Source organism: Parabacteroides leei (assembly GCF_023369805.1).
Classification (GTDB): Bacteria; Bacteroidota; Bacteroidia; order Bacteroidales; family Tannerellaceae; genus Parabacteroides; species Parabacteroides leei.
Map to the genome: position 1 here is coordinate 241,073 of NZ_JAMBQG010000008.1, position 19,793 is coordinate 260,865.

The following is a 19,793-nucleotide window of genomic DNA, read 5'->3' on the forward strand; positions in this document are numbered from 1 at the left end:
ATGAAAATTAATAAGACAAATGTAGCCAGGCTGTTGGATAAAGCTAAAATAGTTTATCAGCTGGTGCCTTACGAAGTGGATGAAAACGATTTAAGCGCCACCCATGTTGCAGAGCAACTAGGAGAAAATGTAGAACAGGTATTCAAAACGTTGATCTTGCATGGCGACAAAAGCGGATATTTCGTTTGCGTCATTCCCGGAGCGGATGAAGTGGATTTAAAGAAAGCTGCCAAAGTGTCGGGAAACAAAAAATGCGAAATGATCCCCGTTAAAGAGTTGTTGCCTTTGACCGGTTACATCCGGGGAGGATGTTCTCCTATCGGGATGAAGAAACATTTTCCCACTTATATCCATCTCAGTGCAGAGAATTTCGAAAATATCTATGTCAGTGCCGGACAACGCGGTTTGCAGGTTTTACTGGCTCCGGCCGACCTTATTCGCGAAACGAATGCTTCGCTGGCCGATCTGGTAAGCGGCGACTAGCTGCACAAACTCATTTTGACCGAAAAAACGATAGAATCACCTGACAATATCGTTTTTTCGATCAAAAAGTATTTTCAGAACTTTCTGAAAGTATATCTTTTCCCTTCGCTATTAAGGATCAAATGTTTTCTGTTGGATTCTTCGATGGTGAATGTGCGTATTTTCGATTTCCAATCCGTATAAGGTAAAAACCTCTCAGCCTGACGAGGAACATCCGATAATTCGAGTGTCAGTTGATTATCTTCTCCCAAAGTATTAAAACCATGTTGTAACACATACATATTTGAATCCGGTATAAACACCTGATACATAAACAGCACATTCTGGAAATTATAAAACACTGTATCAGCCTGTATCACTTCTCCGTCAGCTTCCACCTGCTGTAACTGCCATTTGCCTTCCAGCTTATGTTCGATATCATCATTACATGCTGCCATTATGATTGCGACAGCGGCTATTAACCAGTATTTCATATCACTTTTTTATAAGACGCCCTTTGTGCTGGGCAATTCATATTTATAAATATCACGGCGTATCGCCATTTTTACAGATCGTGCCAAAGCTTTGAAGATTCCTTCTATCTTATGATGTTCGTTTGCTCCCTCCGCTTTAACGTTCAGATTCATGCGCGCTGCATCACTCAGACTTTTAAAGAAATGGAGGAACATTTCAGTAGGCATATCACCTACCTTTTCACGACGAAATTCGGCGTCCCAAACCAACCAGGGACGTCCTCCGAAGTCGAGAGCCACACTACACAGGCAATCGTCCATCGGAAGAGAATAACCGTATCGCTCAATACCTCGTTTGTCGCCAAGAGCCTTCAACAAGGCTTCTCCGAGGGCTATTGCGGTATCCTCTATCGTATGATGTTCGTCTACATCCAAATCTCCTTTTACACGTATAACCAAATCTACTCCGGAATGTTTTCCTATCTGATCCAACATATGGTCAAAAAAACCTAATCCGGTCGAGATTTCGGTTTTTCCGTTTCCGTCTAAATTGATTTCTACATAGATATCTGTTTCTTTTGTTGTACGTTGTACGACTGCACGACGCTCACCGGCAAAAAGATATTCCGTTACTTTATCCCAATCATCAGTGATCAAAACCGGTGAAATAGCGGGATGTTCGGCCAGTAACCTGTCAGCCTCTTCGTCGGCAGGACGTAACCAGATTGCTTTAGAACCAAGGTTCACGGCCAGTTCCATATCAGTCAGACGATCGCCGATCACGTAACTGTTTTCCAGGTCGTATTCTCCACTCAGATAATTCCCCATCATACCGGTGCGCGGTTTACGATTGGGCGAATTATCTTCCGGGAAAGAACGATCGATCAGGATGTCATCAAAGACAATCCCCTCACCTTCCAGCGCTTTGAGCATTTTATTATGAGCTGGCCAGAAAGTGTCTTCCGGGAAAGAATCCGTACCCAGTCCATCCTGATTTGTCACCATGACAAATTCAAAATCCAACTGTTTACGTATGAAATATAAGTTACGGAACATTTTGGGGTAGAACTCCAGCTTTTCCAGACTATCCAGCTGATAATCTACCGGCGGCTCTATTACCAACGTCCCGTCCCTATCTATAAAGAGGGCTCTTTTCATCCTTATATACTTTTTAATGCTTTAAGTAATGCGTCGTTTTCTTCAGGTGTACCAACAGTAATACGCAGGCAACCATGACACAAAGTTACATTATTTCTGTTACGTACAATAACGCCTTTCTTAACTAATTTATTATAGACAGAGTCAGCTTTACCAACATAAACAAGAATAAAGTTGGCATCGGTCGGATACATTTTATGTACAATGGGAAGTTCCGGTAACGCCGCTTGCAAACGAATACGTTCCGACATGATACGACGTAGCTGTCCTAACATTTCGCTTTCGTTATTCAAGATAGCCAAAGCACGTTCCTGCGTCAGAATATTAACATTGTACGGATACTTGATCTTATTCAGAATCGCAACGATCTCAGGAGAAGCAAACGCCATCCCCAAACGGATACCTGCGGCTCCCCATGCTTTGGAAAGCGTTTGCAAAACGACCAGGTTCGGGAACTTCTTCAGTTCAGGAACAAAGGATGGTTCCGTTGAAAAATCGATATAAGCCTCATCCAATACGACAATCCCTTCAAAATTATTCAGGATTTTATAAATCTCATCCCGGTCAAGGCTATTTCCTGTCGGATTATTTGGAGAGCAAAGGAAAATAATTTTCACCCATTCGTCCACCTCTCCCAGTAATTTGTCGGCATCCAATTCAAAATCTGCCGTCAATTCGACTCTTCTGAATTCCACATCGTTTACATTAGCGGCCACTTCATACATTCCGTACGAAGGAGTTATACTGACTATGCAGTCTACCGCCGGTTCGCAAAATGCGCGTATCAGAAGATCGATCGGTTCATCGCTTCCATTTCCCAGAAAGATCGAATTACGGTCTACATCTTTCAATTCAGCAATACGGTCTTTCAGTTCCCATTGCAATGGGTCGGGATAACGATTATAAGGTTCGTTATAGGGATTTTCATTGGCATCCAGAAAAACAGATGCACTTCCGTGAAACTCGTCTCTTGCTGAAGAATACGGTTTCAATTCCCAGATATTGGGTCTTACCAGGCTTTTTAAATCCATCATATTGTATTCAATCTAATAGTTACTGCATTACGGTGAGCATCCAGTTGTTCGTTTCCGGCCATGATCTGAATGGTTTCACCTAAGTTTTTAATACCTTCGGCTGTGATCTCCTGGAAAGTAATCTTCTTGATAAAGCTGTCCAGGTTTACACCGCTATATGCCTTGGCATATCCGTTGGTCGGTAAAGTATGATTTGTTCCGGATGCATAATCGCCTGCACTTTCCGGAGTATAAGGACCCATAAAGACACTACCGGCGTTCTCTACCTGTCCGGCGATATGAGTATAGTTTGCTGTTTGTATAATCAAATGTTCCGGAGCATACATGTTTGTGAAGTCGATCACTTCCTGTTCATCCTTCAACACGATTATGCGACTATGATCCAAGGCCTTTTCTGTAATCTCTTTGCGGGATAATTTCGACAATTGCTCTTGAATGGCCTCGATCACAGGAACAACAATCTCTTCAGACGAGGTCACCAATATAGCCTGACTGTCAGCTCCATGTTCCGCCTGTGAAAGGAAATCGGCTGCGATAAAATCAGGATTGGCAGTCTTATCGGCGATTACTTCTACTTCGGAAGGGCCGGCAGGCATATCGATAGCGACATCTTTCAGGCTTACAAGTTGTTTGGCTGCCGTCACATACTGATTTCCGGGACCGAATATTTTATAGACTTTTGGTACCGACTCTGTTCCATACGCCATAGCAGCAATAGCCTGTATTCCACCCGCTTTGAATATCTTGCTGACACCTGCAGTCTTTGCAGCAAACAGGATAGCCGGATGTACCTTACCTTCTTTATCCGGAGGAGTGCACAATACGATTTCTTTACATCCTGCGATATGTGCCGGGACTGCCAGCATTAACACCGTTGAAAACAAAGGTGCCGTTCCTCCCGGAATATACAATCCGACTTTTTCGATAGCAACAGCTTTCTGCCAGCAAGTTACACCTGGTGTCGTTTCTATCTTTTGTCCGGAGAAACGTTGCGAAGCATGAAATTTTTCGATGTTATCTTTAGCCGTACGGATAGCCTGTTTCAAATCGTCGGAAACGAGTCCGTAAGCCTCTTGCATTTCGGCCTCCGACACTTGAAGAGCCGATAGTTTCACCTTATCGAACTTCTCTTCATAACGCTTAACGGCCACATCCCCTTCGTTACGCACTTCATTCAAAACGGTACGGACCGTATCAAACAATGTCGTTACATCCAATGACGGCCGTTTGACCAGAGAGAACCAGTCTTCTTTTGACGGATATTTAATCACTTCCATAATTTAAAGTATCATTTTTTCAATCGGAATAACCAGAATACCTTCAGCACCCAGCGATTTCAGTTTGCCAATGATTTCCCAAAAATGTTTCTCGTCGATAACAGACTGAACAGAAACCCAGTCGCCGTTAGCCAACGGTGTTACTGTCGGGCTTTTCATACCGGGTAAAACCTGGATAATATCATCCAATTTATCTTTGGGGGCATTCAGTAAGACATATTTTTTACCTTCGGCGACTTGTATAGCTTCGAAACGGAACAATAATTCGTCGAGGATTGCCAGCTTTTCTTCAGGAAGTTCATTGTTTGCAATCAAAAGAGCTTCACTCTGCATAACGACTTCTACTTCTTTCAGACGATTGCTAACCAGCGTACTGCCGGAACTTACAATATCAAAGATAGCATCTGCCAGACCGATACCCGGAGCTATTTCTACAGAACCGCTGATCACATGCAGGTCGGCCTTTACTCCTTTTTCTTTCAGGTAGGTTTTCAATATTTCAGGATATGAAGTAGCAATCGTTTTTCCTTCAAACCATTCCACCCCCTTATAATCTTCATCTTTCGGAATAGCCAAAGATACACGGCATCTACTGAATCCTAACCGTTTAACCAAACGGGCTTCTCCCCCTTTTTCTACATATTCGTTTTCACCGACAATACCTACATCCGCCACACCGTTGGCCACAGACTGAGGAATATCATCATCGCGGAGAAATAAAACTTCTACAGGAAACCCTTTTGCCGATAAAAGCAAAATACGTTTGCCTCTGTTCAGTTTGATACCCGCTTCTTCCAATAATAGCATTGTTTCGTCGTATAAACGACCTTTCGATTGTACTGCAATTCGTAACATGTTTATCTTTATTTTAAAATTATATTCTCCAAAAACAAATAAGGCTTACCGAATGACGGCAAGCCTTATTTTATTTCTTATGCGTATCTACACACCTCACAGCCCACCGAACTATTGCCCGTTGTGATGATGGTGATGATGAGATACTCTTGTTTTCATTTTTTATTTTATTGATGCCGCAAAGTTACAATAATAATTGAAATTGCAAATAAATCTATCAAAAGATTAGCAAATAAGCTTACTTTTTTTCTACGAGGCCAGTTTTATTCCGATAATTCCACATATAACCAACATAGCTGAAAGGATACGCCATATACCTGCCGAGTCTCCAAAAAAGAAAATTCCTATCAATAAGGTTCCCACTGCACCTATTCCCGTCCACACTACATAAGCAGTGCCGATCGGAATTGTCCGTTGTGCCAGATATAAAAAGTATCCGCTTAATGCCATCGAAATAACAGCAACTGAAAGATAAAGAAAACGCGATCCCGTTGTTTGTGCCAGTTTCATACCTACAGGCCAGCCCATTTCAAAAAGGCCTCCCAGCAACAAATAAATCCATCCCATAATTTATTCTTATTTAATTCTATATAAATGATCGGCTTGTTGCCGTATTTTATTTGCCAGCATCGGCGGATAATCCGGATGAGTAGCGAAGAATGCATCGACTTCAGCTCTAGCTTCGGGCGAAATATGCCCGGATAGCAACGCACGCGCCCAAGCTGTCGGGAAAAATATATCACCGGTACGTTGTATCTCCTGCATTTCCTCCAAAGCCGGACGAATATATGCAATAGCTTCTTTTTGTCGTAATTGATTATTCAGGTTTGCCAACACGATAGAAGCCCAGGGTTCGACACGACGGTTCTCCGCTATCAACAAAGAGGCAAAGACACTGTCGCGCACCTCTTTGTGGGGAGAAACTGATGGTGAAATAAATGCATATTCGCGCTTCCGATCAGGGTTTGTTATACGCGATTGCTGAGTATTGACAATAGTATCAGCCTGTTCCGGTAAATGAAGTGCCAACACATAAGATAGACTGATATAATCATTCTCACTTAAAATACAACCAGCCGGAGCTTGCTCTTTTTTCCATATATTATATAATGTAGTAATCGCTTCCGGAGATTTAGCCAAAGAACGATATGAACGGAAAGCCTGCAGGCGATGCTGTGGGACAGAGGATGTTGTTACGATCTGCCACAAAGTCTTTTCTAAAGCTTCCGTCTCCGCCGGATACAGACGTTGACAATTCCCGATATAACTCAAAGCTGCGGAAAAGAGTAATGAGTTATCTTCTTTCGGTAAATAGTTCAACATCGTTTCCATAAATAATACCGGAGTAATAGCCTGGTTTAACAGATTCTCATACAGAGTGATCAGTATGGAACCTCTCAACAGCTCATTTTTACAGCCAGGCAGATAAGCTGCACATGCTTGGGCATCTGTTTCATTCAGATGGAAAAAACCATACCCTTTTCCATCTATATTAGGAATAATGAAACCACCTTCTTCCGGGAGCATTTTTAGTTTCTCTCGGATGAAATTTGAATTTCTCTCGAGAGAAACTGAAATTTCATCCGGATCCCCGTTTTTGGGAACAATCAGAAAGGACAGATCCTGCGGCCAGTTAAGGCCACGGTTAAAAGGATCTTTCTGAGTCACGATCAGACTATCGCCAACGAGCGAAGCTGTGATTTCCGGCATTCCTTTTTCATTCACCCAGATATGACTCCAGGAGGCCAGATCATCATCAGTATATTTATCCAGAATACTGATAAGCCCGTCCCAGGTAGCATTCCCATAAGCGTAAGTTTTCAGATACTCCTGAATACCTTGACGAAAAGCATCCTTCCCCATTTTCTTGATCAGCATTTCAAGGACTACCGGCGACTTATCATAGATAATGTTGCCATAAACCAAACCTGCATTACGAAGATTATCCAGGTTTTGTTTGATAGGATTAGCTCCGGCAGTACGGTCTTCTGAATATGCCGGTGGAATGTAATCCTGCATAAAGCTCAGTGCATGATTCACATTCGGATACAAAGGTGTCACGATCTGTGAAGCAAAATAGTTGGCAAAAACCTCTTTCGTCCACACATCATCAAACCATTGCATGGTGACATAATCGCCAAACCACATGTGAGCCGTTTCGTGGGCAATCAGTGCGCTACGGCTTAATTGCTCGTTCAACGTCGGACTTTCGTTAAGAAACATTCTCCGATCCGTATAAAAGGTAGCTCCTGTATGCTCCATGCCGCCAAACTGAAATCCGGGAAGGATGATCAGATCATATTTGGCAAAAGGATACGGGACATCCGTATATTCTTCCATCCAAGCTAATGCATCGAATACTTCTGATGCGATTGCCGGACACTGGGCTATCTTTTTCGGATCAGTTTCCCGGTGATATAGAGAGATATCTCTTCCGTCCCGCGTATATGTTTCGCAAATAAACTTTCCGGCAGTGAAAGCAAACAAATAAGTGCTTAACGGCTCCGTTTCCTTAAAAGAAATGATCTTACGACCAGGAGCAGACACTGTATCCGTACGCTCGATTGCCCCGTTTGCCACCGCCTGCCACTCTTCCGGCATTTCCAGTGTCAGGGTAAACAGAGACTTCATATCCGGCTGATCGAAACAGGGAAAAGCAGTCCGTGCCCGGTCAGGAACCAATAATGTATAAAGGAACTCGTCCCTCCTGTTCAAAGACTGGTCGGCGGGAATAAAATCAACGGTCACTTTATTTATTCCGACAACACTTCTTTCTGCCGGTATAAGAATATGCTCATTCTTGACTTCATAAGGAACAGGTTGTCCATTCAACAATACCAACGCGACTTGCGAAGATTCTCCACGAAAATCTATGATAATCGGCTGTTTTTTCTGTAAGGACAATTGAATTTCGGCATTTCCTTTGACAGGTTCCTGTTTCGTCTCCGGAATGGAGAAAAATAGATTATACTTGACCTGCCCGAAATGCTCTTTTCTGAACTGTGCCAGTTCACGACTTACTCCGGCTTCCTGCAACGCAGCATCTCTTTGTTGTGTTCCACAGGCTGTTAACAAGCCAATGGCTGCTATTCCGGCAATACGGCATATCGTGTGAATGTGTTCCATATATTTTTACTCTCTCAAATATTCAGCGATCGACATAAAATTACGTTCCAGAATGTACATCTGCGACGCCATAAAAGTAAAGAATTCTCCCCAATCTTGTTTACGATGGAAATCGATTCCTTCTTTAGCTATATAAATACGGGCAACTTCTTTGCCAGTTTCCCTTACAAAACAAATATCCCAGATCAAACCTTCCGGAAAATCCTGCTCAAGCGTATCCTTATACCATGAAAGGCGCTCGAACATTTCCAACCGGAGATCTTCCCTTTTATGATTCACTTCAAGGATTACATAAGCGCCTGTACGGTTTGCGTCAAACTTCAGTTCCACTCCTTTCACCTTGGTATCATATAGTGTCCATATCTTCTTACGTCCTCTCAGGTTTGGCTGAACTTCGCAAAAGGCGGCAAAACTTTCCCAGAATTCCAGTTTCAGGTTCTTTAATTCGTCTTTACTATACATTATTATTTATAAATATCTTTCTTTCTCAATCTGATAATCTCTCCATACTCAGCCAGCTTCTTCATATCTATACGCCTAGAATTGCCTACAATAACATAAACAATGGGTTTCAGTCGGATATTATGACGGTAGAAGCGGACAATATCTTTCATATCCATATCCGAGATGCCGGCCAATAGAGCTTCATTCGGATCACTTTCAAAGCCATTCCTTTTATATCCTGCCACCTTTTCCGACAACTCTCTGAAGGATGGGTAATCGTTGTTCACCTGATTTGTGATCAATTGCTTGACCGTCGATATTCTATCCGGCTTCTCCGGCATGTCACTGATCAGAGAGCTCATCACTTCCATCGCATCCAATGTCTTATCGCTTTGGGTAGACAACATGGTAACAAACTCACCGGCTTTTCCTTCCAGTTTATGAGGCGGCAATAAATAACGCCCGCTAACACGGTAGGCTAACGAACGGAATTCCCTTATCTCCTGAAACATCAACGACGACATATCTCCACCGAAATAAACAGAGAACAAACGGGAGGCATGACGCGACCATAAATCGTCCGTCACCTCTCCTTTCGCAAAACCGTACACAATACTTTGCGACGCTGTCGGCATATCCATAAAATAAACGACGGACTTGTCATACACTTCCGGATCTCGGTAATAATCGGAATCGGCAGCAATCGTTATCTCTTTTAACGGTATAGAGGCTTTTAACTGCTCTTCCACCTGATCGGAAGATAACGTTCCGCAATAATGCAGGTCGCACTCCGTCTGGCAGACGTTTGCAAAAATAACTAGCAGGTCCTTTCCTTTCAGTTTCTTTATCTCTGAAAGAGATAGTTTGCGGAGATAACGCGACCGTTCACCATACTTCACTTTCTCGAGTAAAGCATTTGCAATATTATCACTGGATTCGAAAAAAGCTTTTTCGGTTACTTTCGCATCATTAACAACCTGGCGGATCTGCTTATCGTCGGCCTTGACATGTGTAATGAAATCGCCGGCCAAAAGAACAGTTTCTTTAAAATGATTATCAAAGCCTGTAATACGAATAACAAACTGCTTGTCGTTTGCCTCGAAAGACATGGTACTGCCTAACACCTGCAACCGGGTTCTGAAGTCCTGGAACGACAAAGAGTCTGTCCCTAGAAACTGGAGATAATTAGCCAGATAGCTTAACTGTGGCTGCTCCAATGTCCCGACCTGATAGATCAGGTTAAGCGAAAATATATCGGTGACCGGATTAGTAGTCGTATATAAAGTTGCCAGCGGATTAAGCTTTGTTATTTGTACGTCTTTCTCAAAGTCAATAAAACGAGGTTCCACTGTCTGGGTCGGCATTTGTTCCAATTGTTTTGCATATTCGGAACTGGCCTCCGAGTTCTTCGGCACAACAGGAGTAAAATCCGGTTTCATCAAATTATCCTTCGGATATTTGCCGGTCTTTTTCGTCACACAAAGATAATTCTCGCTAAAATACTTGCGAGCAACCTGCATGATATCCTCCTTTGTCAGAGCATCGATCTTTGTCACTTCCTGCAAATAATCCTCCCAACTTTTACCCTGCGAATAAAGGGACATCATGATCCGGGCACGCGAATCGATATTTTCAAGGCTGGATGCATATTGACGTCGCTGTTCCTGCTTCAGGCTATTAAATACTTCGTCGGTGAAATCGCCTTCTTTGATCCGGTTGATCTCACGCCAGACAAGCTTTTCAGCCCCACTATAAGTTTGAAGCATCAGTTTGGGTACAACGGCGACAGCCAATATTCCGGCTTCATTCATACTTTCGTTCATAGCCATGCAGGCCATTATTTTCCGGTCGACCATCAGTTTGTCAAGAAATCCGGTACCGTTAGCATTATTCAGCATATTAACAGCAATGGCGAGCGCCGCCTGATCTTCATGGTTAGCCGGAACACCCCGGAACCCCAATCCCATAACCTTTACTAACGGAACAGGGAATTTGACCTTCATCTTTTCCTTTCCTTTGAAGGATGGTAAAGCCACAATATCTTTCTTTGGAGCTTCTCCCGGACGGATACGCGAAAAAGTACGTTCCAGAATGGGCAACACAGCTTCTGTATCAAAATCGCCACTCAGAACCAATGCCATATTGGATGCGACATAATATTCTTCAAAGAAATTCCGCATCTCCGTCAGGCGCGGATTCTTCAGGTTCTTTGTGCTACCGATGATCGGATACGCATAAGGATGTGGAGCAAAATATCGGGCAAGCAGACGATCCATTACCGGACCACCGATAAAATCGCCATACATATTCTTTTCTTCATAAACCGTTTCCAACTCACTTTGAAACAAACGGAAAACTGGATTCAATAAACGTTCGCTGTTTATCTCCGCCCATTGGGTCATATATTGAGGAGAAAAGGTATTGAAATAGATCGTAGCATCGTAGGATGTAGCCGCATTCAACCCCGAACCTCCGTATTTAGAGATTAAACGGTTGAATTCGTTCGGTATTACATAATCGGAGGATTGAATACTTAATTCGTTTATTTCCTGCTGTATGCGGGTGCGGACTTCTTCATCTTCAGTAACAGCCAGTTCGTCGTATTTCGCAGAGATAGAGTCGAGCAGAATTTTTTCAGCTTCATAGTCGATGGTTCCGATTTTATCAGTTCCCTTAAACATCATATGCTCGAAATAATGAGCGATCCCTGTATCCGGACAATCTTTTGCTCCCGCTTTTACAACCACAGCTCCAAACACTTTCGGCTGGCTGTGATCTTCGTTCAGCCAGACGGTCAGTCCATTTTCCAGTTTATATTCTTTTACTTCAAGTGCTTTTGAATTCTGAGCAGCCAACAGATTCGTTGTATTTGCAAATAACATCATCATCAATAATGCTTTCATGGATATTTTACCACCACTAATTATATATGGTTTACAAAGATACCGGATTCCTTTCTGTTATCAGGGATTATTAGGCTTTTTTATTTTAATTATCCGCTGACAAACCCTGTCCGAACGAATCTATTTACTAAATTACTCAACCAAATGCCTAGTTAAATGTTTTCAATATAAAAAACGATACAAATTATGGTGAACTTAGGTAGTTGGATGAACAAGCTCCTTATTGGTTGGGGCGTAGATCCGAAGATTGCTGATACATTCGATGAATTTATTATTGCCGTGTTATTGATTGCGGTAGCAATCGGGGTCGATTATTTATGTCAATACATTTTTGTAGGTAGTGTTAGAAAATTGTCGGAGAAAAGCCATTATTTCTGGGATACATTGCTGATCAAGCGTAAAGTTGTACATAACCTGGTACATGCCATTCCCGGTATTATTGTGTATGCGTTGCTTCCGATGGCCTTTATCCGGGGAAAAGAATTGCTACTGATTTCACAGAAAATCTGTGCTGTTTATATCGTATTTGTATTACTATTGGCCATTAACGGTTTTCTCCTGGTTATCATGGATATCTATAATCACCGGGAAGTAAACAAGAACCGGTCGATAAAAGGTTTCATACAGGTCTTCCAGGTGTTGGCTTTCTTTATTGGTGCTATTGTTATTATTGCAATCCTGATGGGGAAATCACCGGCCACCTTATTTGCCGGGCTGGGTGCTTCGGCCGCTATCCTGATGCTGGTATTCAAGGATACGATATTAGGGTTCGTAGCAGGTATACAACTTTCAGCCAACGATATGCTGCGACCGGGCGACTGGATCACGGTACCGGGATCGAATGCCAACGGTGTGGTACAGGAAATTACGCTGAACACAGTCAAGATACAGAACTTCGATAATACAATTTCCACTATTCCGCCTTATACGCTGGTCAATAACTCCTTCCAGAACTGGCGGGGAATGGTCGAATCAGGCGGACGGCGGGTTATGAAATCGATTTTCCTCGATCTGAATACGATTAAGTTCTGCACACCTGAAATGCTGGATACTTTCCGTAAAGAAATACCCTTGCTGGCTGACTATCAACCGGACGAAGGCGTAACACCGACCAATTCGCAAATGTTCCGTGTGTATGTCGAAAAGTATCTGACCAGCCTGCCGGTAGTCAATACGGATCTGGACTTAATCATCAGCCAGTTACAATCGACAGAATATGGTGTACCCATTCAAATCTACTTCTTCTCCCGCAATAAAGTATGGAAAGAGTACGAACGCATTCAATCGGATATATTCGATCATTTCTTTGCGATGGTTCCCAAGTTCGAATTGAAGGTCTATCAGTATTCGGATTAACATTAGTACCGGGAGACTTTTGATATCACCTTTTGGGAGGCTCTGATTTTTTCCATATATTTGTATTCATAACTTTAAAGACATATTTATGAGTGAATTACAACAATGGATTAACAGTTATCTGGTTAAATGGGGTTTAGTACACGATTCGGCAAACATATGGGATAACCTGATCGTGCTGCTTCTTGTTATAATAGTAACCGTCGCGATCGATTATACTTGCCGCTACCTCTTTCTCGGATTATTTAAACGCTTTGCCAAAAGGACCCGGAACCAATGGGACGATCTGATTGTGGAACGCAAGATCATCAATAAGCTGATGCACCTGATACCGGCCATTTTGGTGTATATCATGCTACCGCTTGCGCTTCCGAGAGAAGAAATGCCCACATTGCTGGGAATTCTTCAAATGATCTGCAGTATCTATATTGTAGCTGTCATATTACGTTTCATCAATGCAGCATTAAATCTGCTCCTCGAAATATACAACCGGAAAGAAGCCTTCAAGAATAAACCGTTGAAAGGGTTTGTGCAGATCATTCAGGTACTTGTGTTCTTTGTCGGGTTTATCATTATCATCAGTATCCTGATCGGGAAATCACCCGCTACATTGTTTGCCGGATTGGGTGCATCCGCAGCTATCCTTATGTTGGTATTCAAAGACACGATACTCGGATTTGTGGCCGGTATCCAACTGTCGGCCAACGACATGCTCCGTCCGGGCGACTGGATCACAATGACTAAATACGGCGCAGACGGAACTGTGATCGAAGTGACACTGAACTCGATCAAAGTACGGAATTTCGATAACACAATCACCATGATACCGCCTTACGCTCTTGTCAGCGACTCTTTCCAAAACTGGCGAGGCATGCAGGAATCAGGCGGTCGACGCGTTAAACGCTCGATCAATATCGACATGAACAGTGTACGTTTTTGTACACCGGAAATGCTTGCCAAATTCCGCAAGATATCCTTATTAACCGAATATATCGACACAAAGCAAAAGGAACTGGAAAGATATAATGAAGAGCATAATATAGATGATTCTATCAAAGTGAACGGACGCCGCCAAACCAACCTCGGTGTTTTTCGTGCTTACCTGGTGAATTACCTAAAAAGTAATCCTGACGTAAACAAGGATCTTACGTGCATGGTACGCCAACTGCAACCGACAGAAAAAGGGATACCGATGGAGTTATATTTCTTTGCCGCAACAACCGTTTGGATACCTTACGAAGGCATTCAATCCGACGTATTCGATCATATCCTGGCTGTGTTACCGGAGTTCGGGTTGCAGGTTTTCCAGGAGGTGTCAGGCTCCGATCTGCATCATTTAAGAATCCAAGCTTCAAACTAATAAAAAATAAATAGACTGTCTTTACTCCTGATATTCCGCAGGCAAAAACACTCAGGAGCAGAAACAGTAGCGTGGTCGCTTTATAATTATAGAAATATTTAGTTTACATCAGAACTGGAAATAGATAAACGGCTGCACACCGGCACTCTTGAATTGTACGACAACGAAAACCATGACAGCCAGAATAACCGCCTGCACCAACAGTGGAGACCGGGTTACCACACCCTGCAGAGCATTCTCTGCCGACTTAGGCATAAAGTGCAACACATAACCTATTATCATCAATATAAAAACTCCCTTATAACCGGTTACAAACTGGGTAAACACTTCCGGATGGAAGTTCGTACAGATTTGCGTAAGCATCTCTTTTACCGTTTGCAGTGAGTCGGCGCGGAAGAATATCCAACCGAAACAAACCAGATGGAAAGTGATAAATATACCCAACACCCTGCGCCAGGGTTTCATCTCCGAACCTAATTGTTTGAAACTACCGAATCGCCCCATGATAAACTTATGGATAGCCAGTGCCACTCCATGTATAGCGCCCCAAATGATAAAACTCATAGAAGCTCCATGCCATAAACCACCCAGCAACATCGTAATCAACAGATTTATATACGTGCGAACCTTCCCTTTCCGGTTTCCTCCCAACGAGATATACAAATAATCCTTCAACCAGGAAGAAAGAGAAATATGCCAGCGCCGCCAAAACTCTGTAATAGTGGCCGATTGATAGGGCGAGTCAAAGTTCATATTGAAACGGAATCCCAGCAATAAAGCAATACCGATCGCCATATCCGAATACCCGGAGAAATCGCAATAGATCTGCAATGCGTAGCCATAAACACCCAAGAGATTCTCTACTCCCGTATAGAGCAACGGGGCATCAAATACACGATCTACGAAATTCATGCTGATATAATCGGAAATCACCGTTTTCTTAAACAGACCGCACAATACCAAAAACAAACCTTCTCCAAACTCTGAGCGTGTAACAATCGGATTCTTATAAATCTGTGGGATAAAATCGCGGGCACGAACGATCGGACCGGCCACCAACTGCGGAAAGAACGATACATAAAACACATAATCGATCCAACGGGTTAATGGTGTTATCTTTCCACGGTATACATCAATGACATAACTGATCGTTTGGAAAGTGAAAAAAGAAATACCGACAGGCAGGAAAATATCCATCGGCTGATAAGTGACGCTTTGCATGGAAGTATTCCCAAACTGATAGCCGAACTCCCGTGTAACAGTCGCAATAATCTCCAACAGGAAGTTGAAGTATTTAAAATATCCCAACAAACCGAGATTTATACATAAACTAACTACTACCAACAACTTACGTTTCCACTGGGCTGAAGTATGGAATATCCCCTGTGCAATACAAAAGTCGGACGTGGCGGTAAACAACAACAGGAAGAACCAAAGCCCGCTACTCTTATAATAGAAATAAAGGGAGAACAGCGTTACATATATAATACGGGCCAACAAATGCTTCCTGAGTGACATGTAAATGATCAGGAAGCCTATAAATAAAAAGAAGAACAGCCCGCTGCTGAACAGTATCGGTGAAAGACGGTGATAGGTAAGTATCTCGCCCAGTTTTGAGAAATCCAGATTATCGAACATCGTTGCCTGTAATATATCGGTTATATGTTTGCATCAGGGCGCGATACAATAAAAGTCCCTGCTCCTGATAGCCTTCTTTAGTAAAATGAACACGGTCGCGCCCCATCAGTCCGGCCTTATGCCATTTGGAACTCGAAGTTTTTCCACCTGTGGCAGCAAATAAGTCCCAACAGGCAAGGCCTTCACGACGGGCTACTTCTATAATAGCTTTTGCCGCGCGTTCTGTATTTTCATTGCGCACATAGGTACGTTTCTTGTTTACAGTCACCCGTTTATAGCATTCGGGCGGCGTAGTAAGCAGGATAGCCGTATGTGGCATCTGTTTTTTTACCAAAGAGATAAAGTCTTCGATCTGTCCGGCGAACTCATTACGGGTAAAACGTCTGCCGAAAGTCTCGTTCGTCCCCAGCGATATAATCAATAACGATGGGTTCAATAAAGCCAGCTGACGGACATAATTTTCGTCTGTATAATTAACAAACATGGCTCCGTTCACTCCTACCGAATGATATAATATACCCGGTTGGCCATTGGTCAGATTGAAGCCATAATAAACATTCTTAAAAGAAGAGGCAGGCAACAGATTATCCGTCCCTTGCTTCCGGCGGGTACTGTGCAACTGCAATGTATCAGCCAGGCACGAGATACGGAATGTATCGGCCACAACACCCGGTGCACACGAGGCCGTGCTTAGAGAAGTCCTGATCGAATCTTTCAATTTACCGGCAGGAAGCATCGGCATAGACTTTTCTCCCCGGTAAATAACAGCCTGGTTAAAAGAGTATCCGGCCCCATTGTTCGGAGCCATACTGATATCGAAGTTAATAGAAGGCGATACGGACTGGATACCGATTCCACCGGGCCCGATCGGAGCCTTCCTGTTATTCTGTATACAACGTCCGGCAACCCATTCTTTGGCAACAGATGAAATGAAATAATCGTCCGGTTCATTGGTCTTGCTCAATTTAAAAGGAGCCACCCAGCCACGTCCTGCATTACCGAACTGTTGCTGTAAAAGACGCATCATACGTCCGCTGTAATGACCGGCCTGAATATGTGAATCGCCCAGCTGAACGATTGTGACGACTGTATCTTTTCCGGCACGTAATGAATCGAGCGCGGCAAAGAAGCCCATTAAAGGAGCATATTCATTTACGCTATCCGATGCAGGCAACAGGATAGAATCGACAGCAACACCTATCTTATAAGAGGCGGAAGGCAATGCAACAGTGTCCGGTGAGGCCAGTGTATCCTGCAAAACCATTCCTGTATCCCGAACAGACGAACGGGCTGGCGAAAGATTCGTCGCCCCTATGGTGATCGCAATCAGCACCATTAAAACCGACAGGTTAATTAACCACTTTGTCTGCTTCATCATAAAATTCCTTTTCTAACAATAATGCTTTCATTAACGCCGTAGCTATTTCGCGTCCTCCACGAAAACTGAGGTGCGTATAATCCTTGCTCGCCCAGTTATTTTCGACGAAGCGTACCATACTGTTTTCTCCACCCATTCCCCCAAACGTGTTCCAGAACGGGATACCGGTCTTACGGGCAATCTGTCGCTGTGTATGAAGTAAAGCCAATACGGCAGGCATGGTTTCAAATGCGCCGTCCTCCTGATGACTGCGGTCGGAAACACCGAGCAGCAATATATCTGCTTCCGGGAAACAAACCTGAACACGCCGAACAGCCTCCGTCATACGGCTGTTGTACCATCCGTAATGCAGGACACTGTCGCTCACTACATTCAAACCATATTGGAGAATGATCAGATCATACGGCCGCACCTTACTCAAGCTCCGGCAGCGGGCACTGTCCAGACGGGCAAGAATTATTCCGGAATTTCCCCGTAAAGAATAATTGTCTACCACAATACCCGAATTATCTTCCATCGCAACACCTAATGCCCGGAAACCATCCGTCTCTGTAAACGAGAACGAAGCTTCGGTAAATGTTCCTTTCTTTTCGTATTGGGTTATTTCAGTCGTTGCCGGCAACAGTTCGCTGATTGTATCCGGTTCACCGTTACAAAGCAGTTTCATACGGGTTACCGTATTTTGTTCATACAGGAATTTCAGGGAAGAAACAGTCTGCAACTCCGGATAACGGTTTGTTGTCTTAACAGAAACCGAAGCTTTTTCTCCCTTCGGTTCAAACATCATACCCGAAAGCGTATAACCATGATCACGATCAGTCAGCATCGACCAGGTATGCCATCCTTCCGAGCGCTGTTCGACAGTCGGACGAAATTGCGAAGCGACTGATGCAATCGGTACAAAGCCGACTCCACGGCCACCAAACTCTTTCTGCAAAGCCGAACGCAGGTCTGCAACAACAATATCCCCTTCGATAAACGAGTCGCCAAGAAAGGCAACGCGAACCGGACGTTTTAGTTCTTTACCCTTTTTGAGTGCGGCAAAGAAACGCTTCAACCCGATATGACCGACCGAATAATCTTCGATATGCGTACCGAGCGAATCGGCTCCCTGAACGGAATACATCACATTGTACAATGAATCGCGCAAAGCCAATGCCGCCGAATCGATCCCCGTAGAACGGATAATCGAATCACGCAAAGCAACCGAGTCTATTTGCAACGTATCCGGCTGTTCAAGCTGCTTACGCAGTGAATCCATTGATAGTGATTGCGTCTTTACCCGTAAATCCGAAAGTAAGTCAACCTTTTTTATTTTCTGTCCGAACAACTGGTCCGGCAGATAATATAGCCCCAGACAGATACATAGCGTGATTAATAGCAACGCCAGCAATCTGCCGAAATTATCATCTCTATTCATTTACTCATTCTTACGAAGGTGCAAAGATAGGGATAAAGTTGCTATTTATTACTTAAAAGCTCCGGTATTTCAGATGGTTCGCTGGCAACTCGTATGCCTGCCTCTTCCATCGCCCGTATTTTTTCAACGGCTGTACCGGTTCCTCCGGAGATAATTGCCCCGGCATGTCCCATTTGTTTACCCGGCGGGGCAGATTGTCCGGCAATGAATCCAACGACAGGCTTGGTCACATGCTTGCGTATATATTCTGCCGCCAGCTCTTCCGCATTACCACCGATCTCTCCGATCATCACGATTGAATGCGTATCAGGATCATTTTCAAACATTTCCAGTAATTCACGGAAGTAAAGTCCCACAACAGGATCACCCCCCATTCCTACGGCTGTAGATTGTCCCATTCCATTGGCTGTAAGATGATAAACGACTTCATAAGTGAGTGTTCCGCTTCTGCTTAACACACCTGTATGTCCTTTCATAAACACTTTTCCGGGAAGAATGCCGACAAGGCTCTCTCCCGGCGAGATCAGACCGGGACAATTCGGTCCGATCAGTTTCGCTCCTTTCATCTGTACAAAACAATAGGCTCTGATCACATCTATCGTAGGTATTCCTTCTGTGATACAAATAATTAATCCTATACCCGCATCGGCGGCCTCCATGATCGCATCGGCAGCAAAACGGGCGGGAACAAATATGATAGATGTGTTCGCCTGTGTTTGCTGAACGGCATCATACATCGTATTGAATACCGGAATATGTTCTATCTCGGTTCCACCTTTACCCGGTGAAGTACCTCCTACCACATTCGTTCCGTATTCTTTCATTTTCAGCGCATGGAAAAGGCCGTCGCGTCCGGTAATACCCTGCACGATCAAGCGGGTTGATTTATTAATAAGTATGCTCATGATG

16 protein-coding genes are annotated in these 19,793 nt (G+C 43.6%); 3 read left to right on the forward strand and 13 right to left on the reverse strand.

Annotated elements, in window-relative coordinates:
* Entirely contained in the window at positions 1-483 is a 483-nt protein-coding gene (gene ybaK, locus M1P97_RS13785; protein ID WP_075557418.1) for a Cys-tRNA(Pro) deacylase, read from the forward strand.
* A gap of 74 nt (positions 484-557) precedes the next feature.
* Here the strand turns inward: ybaK and M1P97_RS13790 are convergent, their stop codons facing one another.
* The 9 genes from M1P97_RS13790 to M1P97_RS13830 all read right to left on the reverse strand — a co-directional run bounded on the left by M1P97_RS13790 (position 558) and on the right by M1P97_RS13830 (position 11,714).
* On the reverse strand, positions 558-956 hold the full coding sequence (locus M1P97_RS13790) for a lipocalin-like domain-containing protein (protein ID WP_195371382.1): 399 nt from the start codon (positions 954-956) through the stop codon (positions 558-560).
* Between the two features lie 9 nt (positions 957-965).
* On the reverse strand, positions 966-2,093 hold the full coding sequence (gene hisB, locus M1P97_RS13795; RefSeq protein WP_249389380.1) for a bifunctional histidinol-phosphatase/imidazoleglycerol-phosphate dehydratase HisB: 1,128 nt from the start codon (positions 2,091-2,093) through the stop codon (positions 966-968).
* A 2-nt stretch (positions 2,094-2,095) separates the two neighbouring features.
* Positions 2,096-3,127: a histidinol-phosphate transaminase gene (gene hisC / locus M1P97_RS13800; protein WP_195371386.1), complete on the reverse strand. Its 1,032-nt coding sequence runs from the start codon at positions 3,125-3,127 to the stop codon at positions 2,096-2,098.
* A complete protein-coding gene (hisD, locus tag M1P97_RS13805; protein ID WP_249389381.1) occupies positions 3,124-4,404 on the reverse strand; it encodes a histidinol dehydrogenase in 1,281 nt (426 codons plus the stop codon). Before hisD ends, hisC begins: the two co-directional genes overlap by 4 nt.
* Positions 4,405-4,407: 3 nt before the next feature.
* Positions 4,408-5,259: an ATP phosphoribosyltransferase gene (gene hisG / locus M1P97_RS13810; RefSeq protein WP_249389382.1), complete on the reverse strand. Its 852-nt coding sequence runs from the start codon at positions 5,257-5,259 to the stop codon at positions 4,408-4,410.
* A gap of 249 nt (positions 5,260-5,508) precedes the next feature.
* Positions 5,509-5,826, reverse strand: coding sequence for a DMT family transporter (locus M1P97_RS13815; protein ID WP_075557412.1), 318 nt, complete (start codon positions 5,824-5,826; stop codon positions 5,509-5,511).
* Positions 5,827-5,835: 9 nt separating this feature from the next.
* Entirely contained in the window at positions 5,836-8,385 is a 2,550-nt protein-coding gene (locus tag M1P97_RS13820) for a M1 family metallopeptidase (protein WP_249389383.1), read from the reverse strand.
* Between the two features lie 6 nt (positions 8,386-8,391).
* The gene (locus M1P97_RS13825) at positions 8,392-8,847 is read right to left on the reverse strand and encodes a DUF4268 domain-containing protein (RefSeq protein WP_195371394.1); all 456 of its coding nucleotides are present in this window, start codon (positions 8,845-8,847) and stop codon (positions 8,392-8,394) included.
* Between the two features lie 2 nt (positions 8,848-8,849).
* Entirely contained in the window at positions 8,850-11,714 is a 2,865-nt protein-coding gene (locus M1P97_RS13830; protein ID WP_249389396.1) for a M16 family metallopeptidase, read from the reverse strand.
* A 204-nt stretch (positions 11,715-11,918) separates the two neighbouring features.
* Here M1P97_RS13830 and M1P97_RS13835 point away from each other — a divergent pair, with 204 nt between their 5' ends.
* Positions 11,919-13,088 carry a mechanosensitive ion channel family protein gene (locus M1P97_RS13835; RefSeq protein WP_249389384.1) on the forward strand — a complete coding sequence of 390 codons (1,170 nt, stop codon included), beginning with the start codon at positions 11,919-11,921 and terminating at the stop codon, positions 13,086-13,088.
* A gap of 88 nt (positions 13,089-13,176) precedes the next feature.
* A complete protein-coding gene (locus tag M1P97_RS13840; protein WP_195371398.1) occupies positions 13,177-14,448 on the forward strand; it encodes a mechanosensitive ion channel family protein in 1,272 nt (423 codons plus the stop codon).
* A 108-nt stretch (positions 14,449-14,556) separates the two neighbouring features.
* On the opposite strand, the gene M1P97_RS13845 is transcribed toward M1P97_RS13840, so the two are convergent.
* From M1P97_RS13845 to sucD, 4 genes are read right to left on the reverse strand one after another with little or no spacing between them, the layout of a single operon-like run.
* Positions 14,557-16,086 carry an MBOAT family O-acyltransferase gene (locus tag M1P97_RS13845; protein ID WP_195371400.1) on the reverse strand — a complete coding sequence of 510 codons (1,530 nt, stop codon included), beginning with the start codon at positions 16,084-16,086 and terminating at the stop codon, positions 14,557-14,559.
* The gene (locus tag M1P97_RS13850; protein WP_394803917.1) at positions 16,076-17,461 is read right to left on the reverse strand and encodes a GDSL-type esterase/lipase family protein; all 1,386 of its coding nucleotides are present in this window, start codon (positions 17,459-17,461) and stop codon (positions 16,076-16,078) included. Before M1P97_RS13850 ends, M1P97_RS13845 begins: the two co-directional genes overlap by 11 nt.
* A complete protein-coding gene (locus tag M1P97_RS13855; protein ID WP_195371402.1) occupies positions 17,436-18,884 on the reverse strand; it encodes an SGNH/GDSL hydrolase family protein in 1,449 nt (482 codons plus the stop codon). Before M1P97_RS13855 ends, M1P97_RS13850 begins: the two co-directional genes overlap by 26 nt.
* Before the next feature lie 41 nt (positions 18,885-18,925).
* Positions 18,926-19,789, reverse strand: a complete 864-nt coding sequence (gene sucD / locus M1P97_RS13860; RefSeq protein ID WP_195371404.1) for a succinate--CoA ligase subunit alpha — start codon at positions 19,787-19,789, stop codon at positions 18,926-18,928.
* Positions 19,790-19,793: the final 4 nt, after the last annotated feature.